Origin of the sequence: Marinitoga sp. 1154, assembly GCF_013363285.1 — a bacterium.
GTDB lineage: Bacteria > Thermotogota > Thermotogae > Petrotogales > Petrotogaceae > Marinitoga.
Genome location: NZ_LBFB01000005.1, coordinates 58,409 through 75,116, shown reverse-complemented (window position 1 = coordinate 75,116; position 16,708 = coordinate 58,409). Strand labels below are relative to the sequence as shown.

The following is a 16,708-nucleotide window of genomic DNA, read 5'->3' as shown; positions in this document are numbered from 1 at the left end:
ACGCTTTTTTTGTCGAAATTAAAATAGATTTATTTTTATGTGGTAAAATAATTATAATAAGAAAAGAATAAAATTAAGTGAAAATTTTTATTAGGGGGGATATTATGTATCATAAAATTAAGCATGAAGTATTAAGAATAAAAAAAATGATAGACGATTTTTATCCATATCAATATATAGATATTACTCCTATTAATAATTGGGAATTTTTTCAAAATGGAAAAAGTTTTGAGGTGAGTGTTGGTTTTGAATGGGAATATAAACCTTTTCCAGTTGTTTTTAGAAAAAAGTTAAAAATACCACATGATTATTATGGTGAATTCTGGTTTGGTGGTGAAACATTAATAAAGATAGATGGAAATCCTTATGGTGAAATAAATGAATATCATAAAGAAATAGATTTATCTTTTATAGCAGATGGTAAAGAACATTTATTTGAAGCCGAGACAGTTCCTTATAATCTTTTTGGAACCCCATCTAAAAAAACTATATTTAAAAGAGCAAATTTAATAAAAATAAATCATGATATGAGAAAATTAATACGATATTTTATAGGAATATCCCAATTAATAGAGATTTCTAAAAATGATTCATTAAATGATGAATTATCCAGTTTAATTAATTTAACCTTTCATAAAATAGATATTCCTCATAAAACTTCTGAATATCTTTCATCAATAAATAACTCACCAAATTTATATAATCAACTTTCATCTGTCTGGTCAAGACCAAAATTTGAAAAATTCAATGGTATGAATATTGATGTATCTGAGGCATTGAATTTTTTAGAGATAAATTTAAAAAAATTACATAAAAAATATCCGAAAATAGGAAATGTATATGTTGTGGGCCATGCGCATATTGATTATGCGTGGCTCTGGCCTATTGAAGAAACTAAAAGAAAGATAAAGAGGACATTTTCAAATGCAACTTTACTTGCTAAAAAGTATCCATATTTTACATTTATACAATCCAGTCCTCAAATGTATGAGGATATAAAAAATGATATTAATCTGTTTGATCAGATAAAAAAACTTTCAGATAAAGGTATGTGGGATCCAAATGGCGGTATGTGGGTAGAATCTGATACAAAAATACCTTCGATTGAATCGTTAATTAGACAATTTTATTATGCGCAAAAATTTTTTAAAGAAAATTTTGGAAAATACTCTAATGTATGCTGGTTACCAGATGTTTTTGGATTTTCATGGATATTGCCTCAAATTGCAAAACAGGCAGGAGTAAAGTATTTTTTCACTACTAAATTAACATGGAATGAAAAAAATGAGTTTCCATATGATATATGTTATTGGCATGGAATTGACGGAAGTAAAATTTTATATCATAGCTTTAATAATCCAAAGGAAGGTTATAATGGACATTTAGATGCAGAATGTGTATTAAAGACATTTAATAATTTTAGAAATAGAAATATATTTGATGGGACATTATTAACATATGGTTATGGTGATGGTGGAGGTGGCCCTTCTGAAATACATATGATAGATTTTGAAGTAACCAATAATTTACCATATGTTCCGAATTTAATTTCCACAACAGGGAGTAAATTTTTTGAAACTTTAAACAATGATATTAAAAATAAAGAAATACCTATTTGGGATAATGAATTGTATTTTGAATTTCACAGAGCGACCCATTTTTCTCAGTTAAAAACAAAGAAATCACATAAAAAATTAGAAGACGAGTTGTTTTTTACAGAATATATATTAGCATTGGAAAATAAATCATCAAAAAGATTGGAGAAATCATGGAAGGTTTTGTTAACAAGAGAGTTTCATGATATTATTCCTGGTTCTTCAATTAAAGAAGTATATGAAGAATCGGAGTCCTCATTACAAAAGGAAATAGAGAATTGTAAGGGTATAATAAGTGAAGAATTAGAAATTAGTAATGAAGCTGTATTAGTAAATTATGGTAATTATAGTAGTGATAATTATTTTATTACGGATAAACCGTTTAAATTACCTTCTCAAAAAACATATGATGGTAAATATCTTTATAGTATATCGCCTTTAAATAAATTTTCAAATAAAAAATTAGAGAAAGGAAAACCATATATACAAAAGAAAAAAAGTGATAAAACATATAATCTTGAAAATAATAATTATTTTGTAGAAATTTTGAAAGATGGTATAAAAGTTTATGATAAAAAAAAGAAAAGGTCTTTGTTTAAAGATAAAGGGAATATTTTAATGATTTATGATGATGTTCCTTTAGCTTGGGGAGCTTGGGATATAGATTATAATTATAAGTATTTTGGTGAAAAATTAGAAATTAAGGATATAAAAATTGTTGAGGATGGAATTTTTAGAAAGGTTATAAGAACGTATTATGAATATGATGGAACTGATATAATGCAATATATTTCATTGGTTAAAGATTCAAAGCGTATTGATATAAAAACAGTGGTTAATTGGAATTTAAGAAAAAAATTATTGAAAGTTTTATTTCCTGTAGATGTATTATCCCGGTATGCCAGATTTGATATATCTGGAGGATATATAACAAGGCCAGTTCATAAGAATACTTCGTATGAAAAAGCAATGTTTGAAGTATATATGCATAGGTGGATGGAAATATCCGAGCCGGATTTTGGTGTAGCTATTTTAAATGATGGAATATATAGTGCATCAGTTGACCATAATGTTTTAGGATTATCATTAATACACGGTCCGGTTTATCCTGATCTAAAAGCAGATGAGGGAAAACATGAATTTTTATATTCAATTATGAGTCATTCAAATAATCTTGAAGAGATATATGTTGAATCCGAAAGATTAAATAAGCCTCTTCGAATTTTAAATAAAAAAATAAAAATTGTAGATAAGTTTATTGATTTTTCACCATTGAAGGTTATTTCTGTTTTTAAAGCAAAAAATAGATTAATAATAAGATTAGTGGAAGTTGAAGGAAAAAGAGGTTTATGTGACTTTAATATAAAATTCGATTATAAAAAGGTCTATTTATCAGATATATTATTGGATAATTTGGAAGAAATAAAATCTTCAAAATTTCATTATAAGCCATTTAAAATTTATACTATAATTTTTGAACTTTAAAAATATATTAGTTGATTTTAGTTTTTTTATATGATAAAATGTTAGTATAGCGAACTAAATATTCTTTTCACTCATTACTTAAAATATTTAACAAAGGAAATAATTAATGATGAGAAGAATCCGTATTTAAAAGCAAAGTTAATATATGATTGGATCACATTGAATGTAAATTATTCATATGTAAAACCTTACTCTATATATGGGAATATATCTCAATTTGTGGCAACGAATTTAAAAGGAGATTGTGGATTTCAAGCCTTGCTTTTTATTACTATGTGTAGAATTGCTGGTATTCCAGCTCGTTGGCAATCGGGGTGGTATATTAATAAATATTTTGCATCTCCACATGATTGGGCTTTATTTTATATTGAACCATATGGTTGGCTTCCTGCCAATTTATCATTTGGTGGTGCAAGACGTAATATCCTAAAATTTAGAGAATTTTATTTTGGTAATCTGGATGGGTTTAGAATGGTTGCTAATAATAACTTTATGGAACCTTTTCCAGGGAAAAAATTCTGGAGAAGTGACCCATATGATAATCAGGTTGGTGAATTAGAAACTGAAATAGAAAATATATATTCTGATAAGTATAATTATAATATAGAGGTTATTAATTTTGAGGAGGTTGAAATTAATGAGTAAAATAAAAAATGTTTTTTTTACGTTAAAAAAATACGAATATAATAAACCTTTTCATATCACCGGAAGTATTTCTGATTCTGCAACAAATATAGAAGTTATTGTTGAACTGGAAAATGGAATTAAAGGTTTTGGTGAAGCATCACCATCGTTTAGGGTTAATGGGGAAAAAGTAGAATCTTTATTGCCATTAGAAGAGGATATCAGAGAATTGTTAATTGGATTAGATGTAAAAAATTATAGACAAATTTTCGACATCATGGATAAATTTTTTGCTTTTCCAAGTTTAAAAGCAGCGGTACAATATGCAGTTCTCGACGCTTTTTCAGAAGAAATTAACACGCCAGTTTATCAAATTTTAGGTGGGGCTAAAACTAAGATAGAAACAGATAAAACAGTTGGTATTGATAATATCGAAGAGATGGTAAAAGAAGCTAAATATATTTTTGAATCTGGATTTAATGTTATAAAAATAAAAATTGGTGAAGATTTAAAAAAAGATATAGAAGTAATAGAAGAAATATATAAAAATACAAAAGGTGCTAAATATATTGTTGATGCAAATATGGGATATACCACAAAACAGGCAATTGAATTTGCAAAAGTAATTTATTCTAAAGGTATAGATATTTCACTTTTTGAACAACCTGTTATTGCTTCAAATTATGAAGGGCTTAAATTTGTTAGATTTAATTCATCCTTTCCAGTAGGAGCTGATGAGAGTGCAAAAACAAAGTATGATGTTATGAGGTTAATTAAGTTAGAAGCTGTTGATTTTATTAATATAAAACTTATGAAATCAGGTATTTCTGATGCATTTGCTATTGTTGAGATGGTTAAAGCTGCTAATTTACAGTTAATGATAGGATGTATGGGTGAATCGAGTGTAGGTATAAATCAAAGTGTTAATTTTGCATTGGGAACAGGAGCTTTTGTTTTTCATGATTTAGATTCGGCTTTGATGTTGAAAGAAACTAACTTTAGAGGAAAATATATTCAGCATTTGCCATTTTATAAAGTGATATAATATTATAAAAATCAGTATACTTTTCCACATATTTTTGTTATGATATTAATGTTTTTGTAACAAGATTGATGTATACTTAAATTAGATAAGAATTATCCATTTTAAAATAGGGGGGATATTATGGCATTTATGAATTTTAAAATTACGTCTGAAAGCGAAAATCCAACAAAAACTATTGTGAAAGCAAGAAATTTTGAAATGGTTATAGATGAACCAGAAAGTTTGGGAGGAAAAGATGAAGGTGCTAATCCTGTTGAATATTTGCTAGCAGCATTTGCAGGATGTTTAAATGTTGTAGGACATTTGGTGGCAAAGGAAATGGGTTTTGATTTAGGAAAAATGAAAATAGATATTGCTGGAGACCTAAATCCAGATAGATTTCTTGGTAAAGAATCTCCTGATCGAACGGGGTATGTTCAAATTAATGTTTCATTTTATTTAGAAACTGACGCAGATGATGAAACGTTAAAAAAATGGTTGTCAACTATTGAAAAACGATGTCCAGTATCCGATAATCTTTCTAATCCAACACCTATAAAATTTAATATATCAAAATTATAAGAAGGAGTTTTCTCCTTCTTATAATTTTTTAGTATGAATTTTATTTTTATCTAATATATTTATTATATTTCACTATTAAATTATACAATATAATATTATTTCAATTTTAATTCGGATAAAAATAGTCTTAATAATAAGATAAATTTAATGAAATTAAAATGCGGTATAATATAAATATAAGTTATTATTAAGGAGAGGATATTTATGAGTACAAAGGTAGCTTTTTTCAGTGCGAAAAAATATGATATTGAATTTTTTAATAGGGCAAATGAAAAATATAAATATGATATTAAATATTTTGAGTCAAAATTAAATGAAAAAACGGCAATTTTATCAAAAGGATTTAATGTAGTTTGTGCTTTTGTAAATGATGATATAAATGTAGATGTAATAAAAATACTCAAGAACAATAATGTAAAGTTAATTGCTTTGAGGTCATCTGGATTTAATCATGTGGATATAAAAGCAGCAAAAAAATATGGAATTAAAGTTGTTCATGTACCAGCGTATTCTCCATATTCTGTTGCTGAACACACTATAGGATTAATTTTATCTTTAAATAGAAAAATTCATAAATCATATCTCAGAATAAAAGAAAATAATTTTTCTCTTGATGGCTTATTGGGATTTGACCTTCATGGAAAAACAGTTGGACTTATAGGAACGGGAAAAATTGGAAGAATAGTGGCAAATATCTTAAAAGGTTTTGGGATGAAAATTTTGGGTTATGATAAATTCCCCAGCAATGAGTTTGTTGGGGAATATACTGATTTAAAAGACTTATTTAGAAGATCGGATATTATTTCTTTACATTGTCCTTTGAATAAAGATACATATCATATAATAAATGAAAAAAATATTAATTTAATGAAAAATGGTGTTATGATAATAAATACAAGTAGAGGTGGTTTAATAGATACAAAAGCTGTAATTACAGGATTAAAAACGCGGAAAATAGGATATTTAGGATTAGATGTATATGAAGAAGAGGAAAATATATTTTTTGAAGATTTATCAGAAGAATTTATTGATGATGATGTTTTTATAAGATTAACAACATTTCCGAATGTATTAATTACAGGACATCAGGGTTTTTTTACTAAAGAGGCATTAATAAATATAGCTGAAACAACATTGGAGAATATTTATAATTTCGAAAATAATATTTTGAAGAAGAATATAGTTGTGTAAGGTGGTGGATTATGAAGGTATTAATAACAGGATTTGAACCTTTTGGTGGAGAAAAAATAAATCCTTCTTTTGAAGCTGTAAAAAGATTGGATGATAAAATAATGGATGCAGAAATAATAAAAATGGAAATTCCGACGGTTTTTTATAAATCTATAGAAGTATTGAGAAGTAAAATGTGTGAAATACAGCCAGATATTGTTATTTGTGTCGGTCAGGCTGGAGGAAGAGCACATATTTCAATAGAAAGAGTTGCAATAAATATTGATGATGCCAGAATAGAAGATAATGAAGGAAATAAACCCGAAGATAAACCAATTTTTTTTGATGGAGAGAATGCATATTTTTCCAATTTACCTATAAAAGAAATAGTTAATAGTATAAAAAATATAGGCATTCCAGCAAAAATTTCAAATACAGCAGGTACATTTGTTTGTAATCATTTGTTATATGGCCTTATGTATTATATTCATAGAGATTTTAAAAATACAATAGGTGGTTTCATTCATGTGCCTTATTTACCTGAACAGGTTATAGAAAAATCAAATATACCAAGTATGTCTATAGAAAATATAACTAAAGCTCTGGAAAAGATAATTGAAGTTTCGATTAGATATTATAAAGGAATTAAATAAAACATTAGATATTAAATACCAATTCTATTATTTAATAATGATGGAGTGATATTATGGAAATGTTAAAAGATCATATTGTGGTTGATGCACATTTAGATTTGCTTGCAGATATTTATGAAAAAAGACTTGTAGGTGAAGAAAATATAATTAAAAAATATCATCTTCCTGATTTTATAAAGGGTGAAGTAAATATAATAGTTTCATCAATATTTATAAGTAATAACTATTTACCAGAAATGGCGCTTCGTGTGGCTCTGGATCAAATAAGTATGTTTTATCAGGAACTTGAAAATTTAAAAGGAAAAGTAATGTTATGTAGAAATTATTCGGATATTGAAAAAGCGATTGAGAATGACATTATAGGGATTATGTTATCTTTTGAAGGAGTAGAACCAATAGGAAATGATCTGAATTTACTAAAAATTTTTTATGAACTCGGCGTAAGATTTGTTGGCTTAACCTGGAGTAGAAGAAATTATGCTGCAGATGGAAGTTTTTTTATGCCGAAAATTGAAGGAAAAAGAGGAGGATTAACTGATTTTGGTGTTAAAGTCTTGAAAGAATCTGAAAAGCTTGGAATGATTATAGATGTAAGTCATTTGAATGACGAAGGTTTTTGGGATGTTATTAAATTTTCATCTAATCCTATTATTGCTTCGCATTCTAATGTCAGAGAAATATTTAATTCTATGAGAAATTTAACCGATGAACAGATAAAATCTATTGCAGAAACGGGTGGAGTTATAGGTATAAATGCAAATGGTTCATTTGTTTCTGATAGTCCAGATGAAAATAATGTAGAAGGTCTTGTTAGACATATAGATTATATTTCAAATCTTGTTGGTGTTGAATATGTTGGGCTTGGATTTGATTTTTGTGATATGTTTAGAAACGAACCAAGAGATACATTAAAAGGTTATCATGAGATGGATAAATTTGTAGAGACGTTAATAAAACATGGATATAATAGTAAAGAAATTAAGAATATATTGGGAGATAATTTTTTGAGATTATATAAAAATATGTTTTAGTGACAAAAAGGAGCAACTGTAGTCACGTCCTCCTTTCACTTGACAAGTACATCAATTGAAATTTTTGATTAATCCTTTGTCGAAACTCTCGCATAAGCAGTAGCTTTTTTCATGATTCTCAGCTTCCCTCTTTAGAAACCTTCTGTAATGAAAGTAAAAATTTATAATAATTATAAAGTTCTTCTTGTGTAAGTTTTCGTTCATCCCAGAAAATAAATCCAAAATCTTTTAATAAGTCTAAGTCTTCTTCAGTTACAAGTAATTTAATCACTATCATTCGCATCACCTCAGGAATATTTTAATATAATTTTGTTAAAGGGATGCATTAGATTATGGTTTGATTGTATAATTATTTATATTATACTGAATTTTTGTTATTTTATAAATAAAAAATCCAGACGTTAAAGTCTGGAATTACAAATATTATTTCCCGTGTTTTTCAGAAAGCTTAATATCATAAAGGTAAGTTTTAAAAGCTGATTTAGAAAGATCATAAGTAAATAAGACACTATATATATTAAAATAATAAAAAATAGATAGCAAAAAGTATTTTAAAAATTTGAATGAAAACATTTTGTACAAATATAAAGGCCAATCAAATTATTTTTCTTTCAAGTTCTTCTAATTTAATTTGATTTATTATAGGAGCTATTCTTATTTCAGTATTTAAATTTAAAGAAAAAAAATGATTTAATCCTCTAATTATTGTATTAATTGATAAATTTGGTTTTTCAATTGCCAAAATCTCTTTTTTTATATCAAAAAAAATATCATTTCATCATCTTTCACTTCGTTTAAAATCTCTCTTTTTATACTATTTCCATCTTTTATTTCTTCTATTTTTTGGTTAAGAAAAATGTATAAACGTCCTTTAAAAAATGACTCATCTATATGTTTCTCTATTTTCAAATAAATAGATTTTCCATTTTTAGAACGAGAAAGTTCTTCAACTTTATATAAACCTCCTCTTTTAAATAAGTTATAAATATAATTATGTACCTTTTGTAAAGATTCATCTAAATTTGTAATAAATATTTTGTGTTGAAAATTAAATTTACAAAAAACAAATTTAGACAATTCCAACTCCTCCTTTATTATATAAAAGTAACATAAAATTTATCTTAATTTACCATTTCTTTTTTAAAACAATATTTTCATTTTTTGTTTCGAAATATTTATCAAGTATTTTTTCTATAAAATCTTCCATTAAATCTATTATTTCATCTAATTTTTTTGCTGATATAAGGTCTTTAAGAAATTTATTTTCATATTGAGAAACAAAATTCAAATCATTTTCTTTTCTTTTTTTGCCAAGATGTTCTATTAAATGATAAAAATATATTTCTACAGCATAACCTAACCCTATTTTTATTTTTTCAATATCCTTTGATAAAGGTGAATTGAATGTTCTTATATTGAAATTATAACTATCACATAAATTAGCTGGATCCCATTTTTTCTTTTGCCTAATTTTATAATTTTTTTTAATTCCAAAATAAAACGCATTCACTATAAATTCTTCATAATCATAAGCATCAAATTTACCTATACTTTCCCTTCCTTAACATAAAATTAATATATCTAAGATATGTAAATAAAAAACGAGACCGCTAAGGTCTCGCTAACTAATATTGGTTGAAGAATATATTTTCTTTAGATCATCAAAAATATTTAAATTATAATTTTTTAATTTTCTTTCTAAATTTCCTTTTTCTAAAGTTTTTTTAAACGATAATATTTCAATTCCTACAATTTCATCAGTATCATCATCGAAAAAAAGTACGATGTTATCGTCAATCATATCACCATATTTACTTTTTGAATCTTTTAATTTTATATAAACAACATCACCTTTCGGACTATATCCGTATTTGTTTTTCATAATTATTCCTCCAAATTTTTTAAAGCTTTTTCCCTTTCTTCTTTTATAAAATCTGTTATATCCATTAAAGGTAAATAAATTGGTTGAGTAAATCCAAATTGTGAAGAGATCGATAATATTTTAGCCCGTGCAATTTGGAAAAGGTTTATAATTCCAGAATTAATAACTAGAACTCTAAATTCATATTCTTCCATTTCAGGATGACCCATAAATTCTCCTTCAATACGCATTTCAAGTTTTAATAAATGTTTTCTCCCTTTTTTAAAAATCAACTTAATATTTAAACCAAGAATACAATTATAAGGAGTATTAGCAATTTTTTCTTTAAATTTTTGAATAGCTTCAATTTTTAATTCTGGTTGAAAAGGTTCATTAATTAGAGTATCATCAAATTCAAATGAAAATTTTTTTATTCTATCTGAAATTAATTGAATATAAGACTCCTTCATTAGTTCCACCTCTTAGGCTGCTTTAAATGCATTTTCATTATTTTTTGATTTTCTGTTTGATTTTCTGTTAAAATTTTTAAATTCAACTTTTATTTTTTTATAAGAAAAGTTCATAATTTCCATTGAAATTAATGCATCTATTTTTTCTTGAATTGTTTTACCTTCGCTTTTTGCAATTTTTTCAAAAGTTTCTCTATAATTTTCCGGTATAGTATAAGTATATTTGCCATGTGGAGTTATTTTCATTTCTCCGCCTAATGCTTTAGTTATCTTTAATAAAAATTTTAATGATGGATTTGAACTTGCATTTTCTAATCTTGAAATAGCTGTTTGTTTTGTACCTATTTTTTCAGCAAGCTCTTTTTGAGAAACACCTTGTTCCATCCTCATTAAAGTTAATTCGCTTACTAAATCTATAATAATATTTTCTAATTCTTCTTCCAACGATTCTGATTTTAATTCAAATTTTTCAAGCTTTCCTTCTTTGATTTTCCTGATTATATCATTTTCCATATTTTTATTCATAAAAAAGCCTCCTTATTTTGAAGCGTCATCAACTAAACTTTTCAAATTATTGTACGCGGATTCAATTTTTTTAGCTTTTTTTTCTGTTTTAAATTCTGCTTCTAATATAATTACATTATTATTTAAATAAAATTTCTCGGGATAGAGTGTAAGATAGACTCTAAAAACACCTGTACGACTTTGTGGAGGTATTCTTAGTTCGTAAAGAGAAAAATTATTATAATCGTCTATATGAGCTATTTTTTTATTTTTGAGTGTTTTAAATTTCTTTTCATCAATTTGTTTAAATCCAGACTTCCATCTTTGTTTATGTTTATTAGAAATAGTTTTAATTTCTTATAAGAGGATTTTGAGCCTTTATTTTTAAAATTTTCTTCAACTTCTTTTTTTATTCTATTCTTATCTTCATCATTATAAATAGGGAAATAATATAAATATTCGTTCATAAATATCTTTCTCCTACATCTGTATTATATAACATATATGTTATATTTAGCAACTTGATTGAAATAAATTATTATTAATTAAGAGTTAAAATCTTCGTTTTTCTCCGATATTCTTCTTTTTTTATATTATGTAACAACTTCCTATAACAAATGTGAAAATTCCAAAAAAGATATAATTTCTCACTCCCACTTCTCGTATTTTCCCACCACTTTACCAACGATGAGAATGTCATTCCAATTTCGCCTTGGTATTACTATTGACGGGTGATTTTCGTTTAAACTGATCAAAGTTGTTGCGTTTTCGGATTTATAATATTTACTACTCCCTCATCTCTGTTGATAATAATTACTCCGTTTTCAAGTATTGGTTGTTTTAAAACTACAGCTACATCTCTATCCTTTAAACGAGGCCCCATTGAATCTCCTTTCATGCCATTTGATATAACAATATAATCAATTCTTCGTACGCAATTTCCCCATGTTCACTGTTAGCAGCAACATAACCATAGACAGGGATTTGCTTTAAAGTAAGTTTGCTATCTTCGATGGGAGTTGTTTTGTTATTTATTCCTAAAAGGAAATCGACTGAGATGTCAAAGATTTTAGAAAGTTGTTTGATTACTTCTAAATTCGGTTTGCTTTTACCTAATTCCCGAGATGAAACGATTGAACGTTCAACGTTCAACATATTTACCAATTTTATTTGCTTCAAACCTTTTCTTTCTCGTAAATTTTTAATTCTCTGACTAAATTTTGAGTCCATAATAATCACCTTTATTTTTCTATTCAATTGATATTATATAACAAAATGTCAAGAATTACAACATTGACATAAAAACAAACTTTTAATAATAACGCAATTATTTTGTAATTGGCATAGCGATATTATTGTCGTGTAATACAAATTGTATTTGTCAAGTGGGCAGTGGACATGATTACAATTGAAAGATGGACCAAAAAAATAAAATGTTTAATTCATCAATGTTTTGAATAGTATTAAATTCTGTTTCAGAAATAGTTGGAATAGTTGCTGATGAAGAAAGATTTGAAGATTCATTGAATTTCGATAATCCGAATGCTTACATATGTAGTGAATTGATAGCAAGAATTTATCACGATGTTGGAGTTGATATAAAACAAAATCTTGAATTTGTTAGTCCGGATGATATAGCTAAAAGTGAAGAAATGATAAAGATATTGTAAATAAAAAAGAACTGCTCTGGATCTGTCAGAGCAGTTCGTTCTATAAGTAAAAATACTTATATTGATTGGCAGCCCCACGGGGAATCGAACCCCGACTCTCGGACTGAGAATCCGATGGACTAGCCGTTATCCTATGGGGCCATATCAATCTATATTATATCATAAAAAATATATTTTGTAAATATTATAATGAACCATTATCTTTAAAAATTGCTAAAAAAGTTAATAATAATATTTTGATATCAAGTAAAAGATTTTTATTTTTCACATAATATAAATCATATTCTGTTTTTATTTTATAATCTTCCAGTGATGTTGTATATTTATATTTTACCTGAGCCCAACCTGTTATTCCAGGTTTTACAAACAATCTATAATTATAAAAATCGATATGTTCTTCGCACATTTTATGGAAACTAAGCATTTCTGGTCTTGGCCCTATAAAATTCATATTTCCTTTTAATACATTTAAAAATTGAGGTATTTCATCCAGCCTTGTTTTTCTTAAAAATTTGCTAAATGAATGAACTTTTTCATTGTGAATAGTTCTAAATTTATACATCAAGAATTTTTCTTTATTTTTTCCGATTCTAATTTGTTTGAATATTATAGGTTTCCCAATAGTTAATAGGTTAATTATTGATATTATTATAAAAAGTGGAGAAGTCAATATTAGCGAAATTAAGGCTAATGTTAAATCTAAAATTCTATTTTCCTTTTTACTTAAAAAAAATTCAGAATAATAATATTCAAATTTTTTTAAAACATCAAGTGGTATTCTTTTTAAATGTTTTTCTACTAATTCTGGAAGTATGTTAATAATTATTCCTTTGTTTTTAACAATTTCTAACTCATTTTTTATATAAATTTCTAATTCAGGATCAGCAATTAAAATTCTATCATGATATTTAATTTTTTCCATAAAAACTTCTGGTGAAGGATTTAAAAAATCACCAAATATAATTTTTCCATTTGATTTTTTTTCTATTTCATTTATAATTTCTTTAAGTTCATCTTTTTTCCCTATTACAAGATATTTTATCATTTTCTCACCCAATTGTTTTTTCATTATATATTTATATGTATAATGTATATTATCCTAAATCAATTAGCCACTCAATAGATTCTTTGTTTATTTCAGTCATCAATGAGTTTATGGGATTTTTGTATTTCTGGAAAGAATTTATTAAACGCGTTGATTCTATCAATACAGAATAGAAATCATGACTAGTGATATTCCCTTTTTTGAATTCTTTAATTAACTCATCCATATCCTCTATATTAAATGCCATGTCCCTTTTAATAATAATATCTAATTCTAAATCAAAGAATTCAATTATGTCATTTTTTTTTGAATATTTTCCAAAATCTATGTAAATTAAATAATCTTTTATATCACAATCATCAGAGGTTAGAAATGAAGTAAGCATAATCATTTTATCTGGAAGAAGTAATCTTTTTATTTTTTTTATTGAATTATGATTATCTAAAATGATCCATTTTCTTTCAATGCCGAAAGAATTGTTAAAACTATATATAGTTTCAATATCAACATTTACCTCACGAGTTGGCGATAATAACCATTCTTTCTTATTTTTTAGATTAAATTTATAGTGTTTCATATTATATTTCCTTTCTTTTTATATTAAGAATATTATAACATATATATAATATTTGGTCAAATTTATGTCAGGTAAATAAAAAACATATTTTCACTTTTCATACAATCTAATTTTTATTTTTAAAGAAAATGATGTAAAATATACTTAGAAAAGAAAAAGTGGAGGTGCCATATGATCCATTCATTGGCGATAAAAAATTTTGGATTGTTTAAAGATGTAAATGTGGACTTTTCTGAAGGAATAAACATTATTACCGGCGAATCTGGAGCAGGAAAATCGATGTTTGTAAAAGCTTTAATTTCTTTATTGAGTGGAAAGGTTCCAAAGAACTTAAGAAATAACGAGGGTTCAATTTCTGCATATATTACTGTTGATGATAAAGTAAAAAATGAATTAAAGGATTATATAGATATCCCAGAAAACAATGAAATAGTACTTAATGTAAAATTTAATGAAAAGAGATCTGTTTTCAGGGCAAATGGTACTATTATCCCAAAAACTATTTTAGAGAAACTGGGTTCATATATAATGGAAGTTCATACCCAAAATTCGCAAGTTTTATTAAGAAATCCAAAATATCATAATCAAATAGCATATAATATATTTAAGGAAAATATAGTTGATTTAATTATAAATTATGAAGAAAAATATAGAGAATATTTATCTTTAAAAGAAAAACTGAATAATATTCCTACTGATCCGTCTGAAATATATAGAAAAATCGATATTTTGAATTTTCAAATAGATGAAATAGAACATATATCACCACGAGAAAATGAAGATGAAGAATTGAAGATTGAATATAAAAAATTGAGTAATATAGAAGAAATAAAAAGTAAATTAGAAAAGTCAATGGCTATTTTAAAGGATGAAGAGAAAAATATAGATATATTTATTGGGGAGATTGTAGAAGATCTTTCGGATATTTCAAATTATGGTTTTGAAGAAGATTTAAATATGGCAATTTCTATTCAGGATATGATAAGTGAATTATACAGCAGTCTAGAATCTAAGTTATATGATCTCGATTTAGATCCTCAAAGATTAGAAGAAGTAGCTAATAGACTTAATGAAATAATGAATTTAAAAAGAAAATATGGTCCTGCGCTTGAAAATGTTTTTGAAAATTTAGAAAAATTTAGAATTGAATTAAAGGAATTAAATGATTTAGAAAAAATATTAAATGAAATTAATCCGATGATTGAAAGTAAAAAGAAAGAATTATTTGAAATTGGTGAAAGAATAAAAGTAAAAGGAGAGAAAATATTAAGAAAAATAGAGGATAAAATAAAAAAAGAACTTTTAGTTTTAAATATGAAATATGCAGAAATATTTTTTGATTTTAAGAAATTAAAAGAACCCGGGAAATATGGAACATATAGTATTCGTATATTGGCTAAAACTACCCCTCAATCACCGTATTTACCTTTAGAAAAAATAGCCTCTGGTGGGGAATTGTCTAGAATTATTCTGGCAATAGAAAAGGTAATTGGTGAATCGCATTTGGTTGAAACAATGCTTTTTGATGAAATAGATTCTGGAGTTGGTCAGAGAATTGCGGATGTGATAGGAAAAAAATTAAAAGAATTTTCAAAAGTTAAACAATTGATAGTGATTACTCATATGCCGCAAGTAGCTAATTATGCCGATAAGCATTTTAAAATATATAAAATTGATAAAAATAATGAAATATATTCTCAAATTATTGAATTAGATGATAAAAAAAGATTAGAAGAAATTAAAGAAATGTATGGAGAAATAATTATTGATAAAGAAGTCTTTAATAAAGAGGTGGCTGAAAATGAGACGTGAAGATGTGATTCAGAGAATAATAGAAGAAAAAGGAGTTAATGCTATACCTGTTTTGATAGACATGATGGAAAATAGTGATTCAGAAACATATTCTCTAATAACAGATATAATTGATGTGTTAGGTGATGAAGCAAAGAAGTATCTTTTTAATGAATTTATAAAAAGATTCGAAAGAAGAAATCTGGATGATGTTGTAATGCTATATTTGATAGATGTATTATCTGAGATGGAGTGTCAGGAGTTGAAGCCATATCTGGAAAGAATGATGAATTTATATTCTGATGAAAGAGCTTTTCCTATAATATTAGAAGCTTTGTTGAGAATAACTAAAGATGAAAAATATATAGATATTTTATCCACATTTTTAGATGATAAAGGAGATATTCAGGAATTGGCAATAATGGCATTAGCTGAATTGCCTACGAAAAAAAGTATAAATTATTTATTAAACAAATATATGGAGAATATAACGAAATCAGAGAAAGCTCTTATTCTTGATTCGATTCAAAAAATGATTTTTAAGAAAAGAGAATTATTTAATGAGGTAAAAATTCATCCTGCTGGAGAGGAAATTTCTGAAATGTTGGAGTGGATGTTAAAGTGAA

At 25.9% G+C, this 16,708-nt stretch carries 21 protein-coding genes, 1 tRNA gene and 1 pseudogene; 10 read left to right on the top strand and 13 right to left on the bottom strand.

Annotated elements, in window-relative coordinates; translation table 11 throughout:
• The first annotated feature begins 104 nt into the window (after window positions 1–104).
• The 7 genes and pseudogenes from XO12_RS03840 to XO12_RS03810 all read left to right on the top strand — a co-directional run bounded on the left by XO12_RS03840 (window position 105) and on the right by XO12_RS03810 (window position 8,164).
• Window positions 105–3,080, top strand: a complete 2,976-nt coding sequence (locus XO12_RS03840; RefSeq protein WP_175419699.1) for an alpha-mannosidase — start codon at window positions 105–107, stop codon at window positions 3,078–3,080.
• 57 nt (window positions 3,081–3,137) lie between these two features.
• A pseudogene (locus XO12_RS03835) lies at window positions 3,138–3,725 on the top strand (transglutaminase-like domain-containing protein); the annotation flags it as partial.
• On the top strand, window positions 3,718–4,749 hold the full coding sequence (locus tag XO12_RS03830) for an L-Ala-D/L-Glu epimerase (RefSeq protein WP_047265127.1): 1,032 nt from the start codon (window positions 3,718–3,720) through the stop codon (window positions 4,747–4,749). The pseudogene XO12_RS03835 and the gene XO12_RS03830, both read left to right, overlap by 8 nt.
• Before the next feature lie 120 nt (window positions 4,750–4,869).
• A complete protein-coding gene (locus tag XO12_RS03825) occupies window positions 4,870–5,310 on the top strand; it encodes an OsmC family protein (RefSeq protein ID WP_047265128.1) in 441 nt (146 codons plus the stop codon).
• Window positions 5,311–5,514: 204 nt separating this feature from the next.
• Window positions 5,515–6,501 carry a 2-hydroxyacid dehydrogenase gene (locus tag XO12_RS03820; RefSeq protein ID WP_047265129.1) on the top strand — a complete coding sequence of 329 codons (987 nt, stop codon included), beginning with the start codon at window positions 5,515–5,517 and terminating at the stop codon, window positions 6,499–6,501.
• Between the two features lie 11 nt (window positions 6,502–6,512).
• Window positions 6,513–7,133 (top strand): pyroglutamyl-peptidase I, encoded by a 621-nt coding sequence (gene pcp / locus XO12_RS03815; protein WP_175419698.1) that lies wholly within the window; start codon window positions 6,513–6,515, stop codon window positions 7,131–7,133.
• A 53-nt stretch (window positions 7,134–7,186) separates the two neighbouring features.
• Window positions 7,187–8,164 (top strand): dipeptidase, encoded by a 978-nt coding sequence (locus tag XO12_RS03810; RefSeq protein ID WP_231580367.1) that lies wholly within the window; start codon window positions 7,187–7,189, stop codon window positions 8,162–8,164.
• 118 nt (window positions 8,165–8,282) lie between these two features.
• On the opposite strand, the gene XO12_RS03805 is transcribed toward XO12_RS03810, so the two are convergent.
• The 10 genes from XO12_RS03805 to XO12_RS03760 form a co-directional block, all read right to left on the bottom strand.
• Window positions 8,283–8,441 (bottom strand): hypothetical protein, encoded by a 159-nt coding sequence (locus tag XO12_RS03805; RefSeq protein WP_175419697.1) that lies wholly within the window; start codon window positions 8,439–8,441, stop codon window positions 8,283–8,285.
• A gap of 318 nt (window positions 8,442–8,759) precedes the next feature.
• On the bottom strand, window positions 8,760–8,906 hold the full coding sequence (locus XO12_RS03800; RefSeq protein WP_175419696.1) for a hypothetical protein: 147 nt from the start codon (window positions 8,904–8,906) through the stop codon (window positions 8,760–8,762).
• An 11-nt stretch (window positions 8,907–8,917) separates the two neighbouring features.
• Window positions 8,918–9,241, bottom strand: coding sequence for a hypothetical protein (locus XO12_RS03795; RefSeq protein WP_175419695.1), 324 nt, complete (start codon window positions 9,239–9,241; stop codon window positions 8,918–8,920).
• Window positions 9,242–9,290: 49 nt separating this feature from the next.
• Entirely contained in the window at window positions 9,291–9,674 is a 384-nt protein-coding gene (locus XO12_RS03790) for a hypothetical protein (protein WP_175419694.1), read from the bottom strand.
• A gap of 111 nt (window positions 9,675–9,785) precedes the next feature.
• Window positions 9,786–10,046 (bottom strand): DUF2283 domain-containing protein, encoded by a 261-nt coding sequence (locus XO12_RS03785; RefSeq protein WP_047265135.1) that lies wholly within the window; start codon window positions 10,044–10,046, stop codon window positions 9,786–9,788.
• Window positions 10,047–10,048: 2 nt separating this feature from the next.
• Window positions 10,049–10,495, bottom strand: coding sequence for a hypothetical protein (locus tag XO12_RS03780; protein ID WP_047265136.1), 447 nt, complete (start codon window positions 10,493–10,495; stop codon window positions 10,049–10,051).
• A 12-nt stretch (window positions 10,496–10,507) separates the two neighbouring features.
• Window positions 10,508–11,020, bottom strand: coding sequence for a helix-turn-helix transcriptional regulator (locus XO12_RS03775; protein WP_217683632.1), 513 nt, complete (start codon window positions 11,018–11,020; stop codon window positions 10,508–10,510).
• Between the two features lie 236 nt (window positions 11,021–11,256).
• Window positions 11,257–11,466 (bottom strand): hypothetical protein, encoded by a 210-nt coding sequence (locus XO12_RS03770; protein WP_175419693.1) that lies wholly within the window; start codon window positions 11,464–11,466, stop codon window positions 11,257–11,259.
• A gap of 284 nt (window positions 11,467–11,750) precedes the next feature.
• Window positions 11,751–11,897 carry a S24 family peptidase gene (locus XO12_RS03765; protein WP_175419692.1) on the bottom strand — a complete coding sequence of 49 codons (147 nt, stop codon included), beginning with the start codon at window positions 11,895–11,897 and terminating at the stop codon, window positions 11,751–11,753.
• Complete coding sequence (locus XO12_RS03760; RefSeq protein WP_175419691.1) at window positions 11,894–12,256, bottom strand: helix-turn-helix domain-containing protein; 363 nt, start codon at window positions 12,254–12,256, stop codon at window positions 11,894–11,896. Before XO12_RS03760 ends, XO12_RS03765 begins: the two co-directional genes overlap by 4 nt.
• 266 nt (window positions 12,257–12,522) lie before the next feature.
• On the opposite strand from XO12_RS03760, the gene XO12_RS03755 reads away from it, so the two are divergent.
• Entirely contained in the window at window positions 12,523–12,669 is a 147-nt protein-coding gene (locus tag XO12_RS03755) for a hypothetical protein (RefSeq protein WP_156166114.1), read from the top strand.
• A gap of 66 nt (window positions 12,670–12,735) precedes the next feature.
• Here XO12_RS03755 and XO12_RS03750 read toward each other — a convergent pair.
• The 3 genes from XO12_RS03750 to XO12_RS03740 all read right to left on the bottom strand — a co-directional run bounded on the left by XO12_RS03750 (window position 12,736) and on the right by XO12_RS03740 (window position 14,291).
• Window positions 12,736–12,810 (bottom strand) — tRNA-Glu (locus XO12_RS03750).
• Window positions 12,811–12,853: 43 nt separating this feature from the next.
• Entirely contained in the window at window positions 12,854–13,738 is an 885-nt protein-coding gene (locus XO12_RS03745; RefSeq protein ID WP_254867671.1) for a sugar transferase, read from the bottom strand.
• Window positions 13,739–13,763: 25 nt separating this feature from the next.
• Window positions 13,764–14,291 (bottom strand): DUF402 domain-containing protein, encoded by a 528-nt coding sequence (locus XO12_RS03740; protein WP_175419690.1) that lies wholly within the window; start codon window positions 14,289–14,291, stop codon window positions 13,764–13,766.
• A 171-nt stretch (window positions 14,292–14,462) separates the two neighbouring features.
• On the opposite strand from XO12_RS03740, the gene XO12_RS03735 reads away from it, so the two are divergent.
• Window positions 14,463–16,103 carry a DNA repair protein RecN gene (locus XO12_RS03735; RefSeq protein ID WP_175419689.1) on the top strand — a complete coding sequence of 547 codons (1,641 nt, stop codon included), beginning with the start codon at window positions 14,463–14,465 and terminating at the stop codon, window positions 16,101–16,103.
• Window positions 16,093–16,707, top strand: a complete 615-nt coding sequence (locus tag XO12_RS03730) for a hypothetical protein (RefSeq protein ID WP_047267182.1) — start codon at window positions 16,093–16,095, stop codon at window positions 16,705–16,707. Before XO12_RS03735 ends, XO12_RS03730 begins: the two co-directional genes overlap by 11 nt.
• Window position 16,708 lies beyond the last annotated feature (1 nt).

Bases quoted from the DNA above. Each gene is read 5' to 3' on its own strand.
- pcp (WP_175419698.1), top strand. From the start codon at position 6,513: ATGAAGGTATTAATAACAGGATTTGAACCTTTTGGTGGAGAAAAAATA.
- XO12_RS03785 (WP_047265135.1), bottom strand. From the start codon at position 10,046: ATGAAAAACAAATACGGATATAGTCCGAAAGGTGATGTTGTTTATATA.
- XO12_RS03840 (WP_175419699.1), top strand. From the start codon at position 105: ATGTATCATAAAATTAAGCATGAAGTATTAAGAATAAAAAAAATGATA.
- XO12_RS03765 (WP_175419692.1), bottom strand. From the start codon at position 11,897: ATGAAAGGAGATTCAATGGGGCCTCGTTTAAAGGATAGAGATGTAGCT.
- XO12_RS03830 (WP_047265127.1), top strand. From the start codon at position 3,718: ATGAGTAAAATAAAAAATGTTTTTTTTACGTTAAAAAAATACGAATAT.
- XO12_RS03775 (WP_217683632.1), bottom strand. From the start codon at position 11,020: ATGAATAAAAATATGGAAAATGATATAATCAGGAAAATCAAAGAAGGA.
- XO12_RS03745 (WP_254867671.1), bottom strand. From the start codon at position 13,738: ATGAAAAAACAATTGGGTGAGAAAATGATAAAATATCTTGTAATAGGG.
- XO12_RS03735 (WP_175419689.1), top strand. From the start codon at position 14,463: ATGATCCATTCATTGGCGATAAAAAATTTTGGATTGTTTAAAGATGTA.
- XO12_RS03805 (WP_175419697.1), bottom strand. From the start codon at position 8,441: ATGATAGTGATTAAATTACTTGTAACTGAAGAAGACTTAGACTTATTA.
- XO12_RS03780 (WP_047265136.1), bottom strand. From the start codon at position 10,495: ATGAAGGAGTCTTATATTCAATTAATTTCAGATAGAATAAAAAAATTT.
- XO12_RS03810 (WP_231580367.1), top strand. From the start codon at position 7,187: ATGGAAATGTTAAAAGATCATATTGTGGTTGATGCACATTTAGATTTG.
- XO12_RS03770 (WP_175419693.1), bottom strand. From the start codon at position 11,466: ATGAACGAATATTTATATTATTTCCCTATTTATAATGATGAAGATAAG.
- XO12_RS03730 (WP_047267182.1), top strand. From the start codon at position 16,093: ATGAGACGTGAAGATGTGATTCAGAGAATAATAGAAGAAAAAGGAGTT.
- XO12_RS03825 (WP_047265128.1), top strand. From the start codon at position 4,870: ATGGCATTTATGAATTTTAAAATTACGTCTGAAAGCGAAAATCCAACA.
- XO12_RS03740 (WP_175419690.1), bottom strand. From the start codon at position 14,291: ATGAAACACTATAAATTTAATCTAAAAAATAAGAAAGAATGGTTATTA.
- XO12_RS03820 (WP_047265129.1), top strand. From the start codon at position 5,515: ATGAGTACAAAGGTAGCTTTTTTCAGTGCGAAAAAATATGATATTGAA.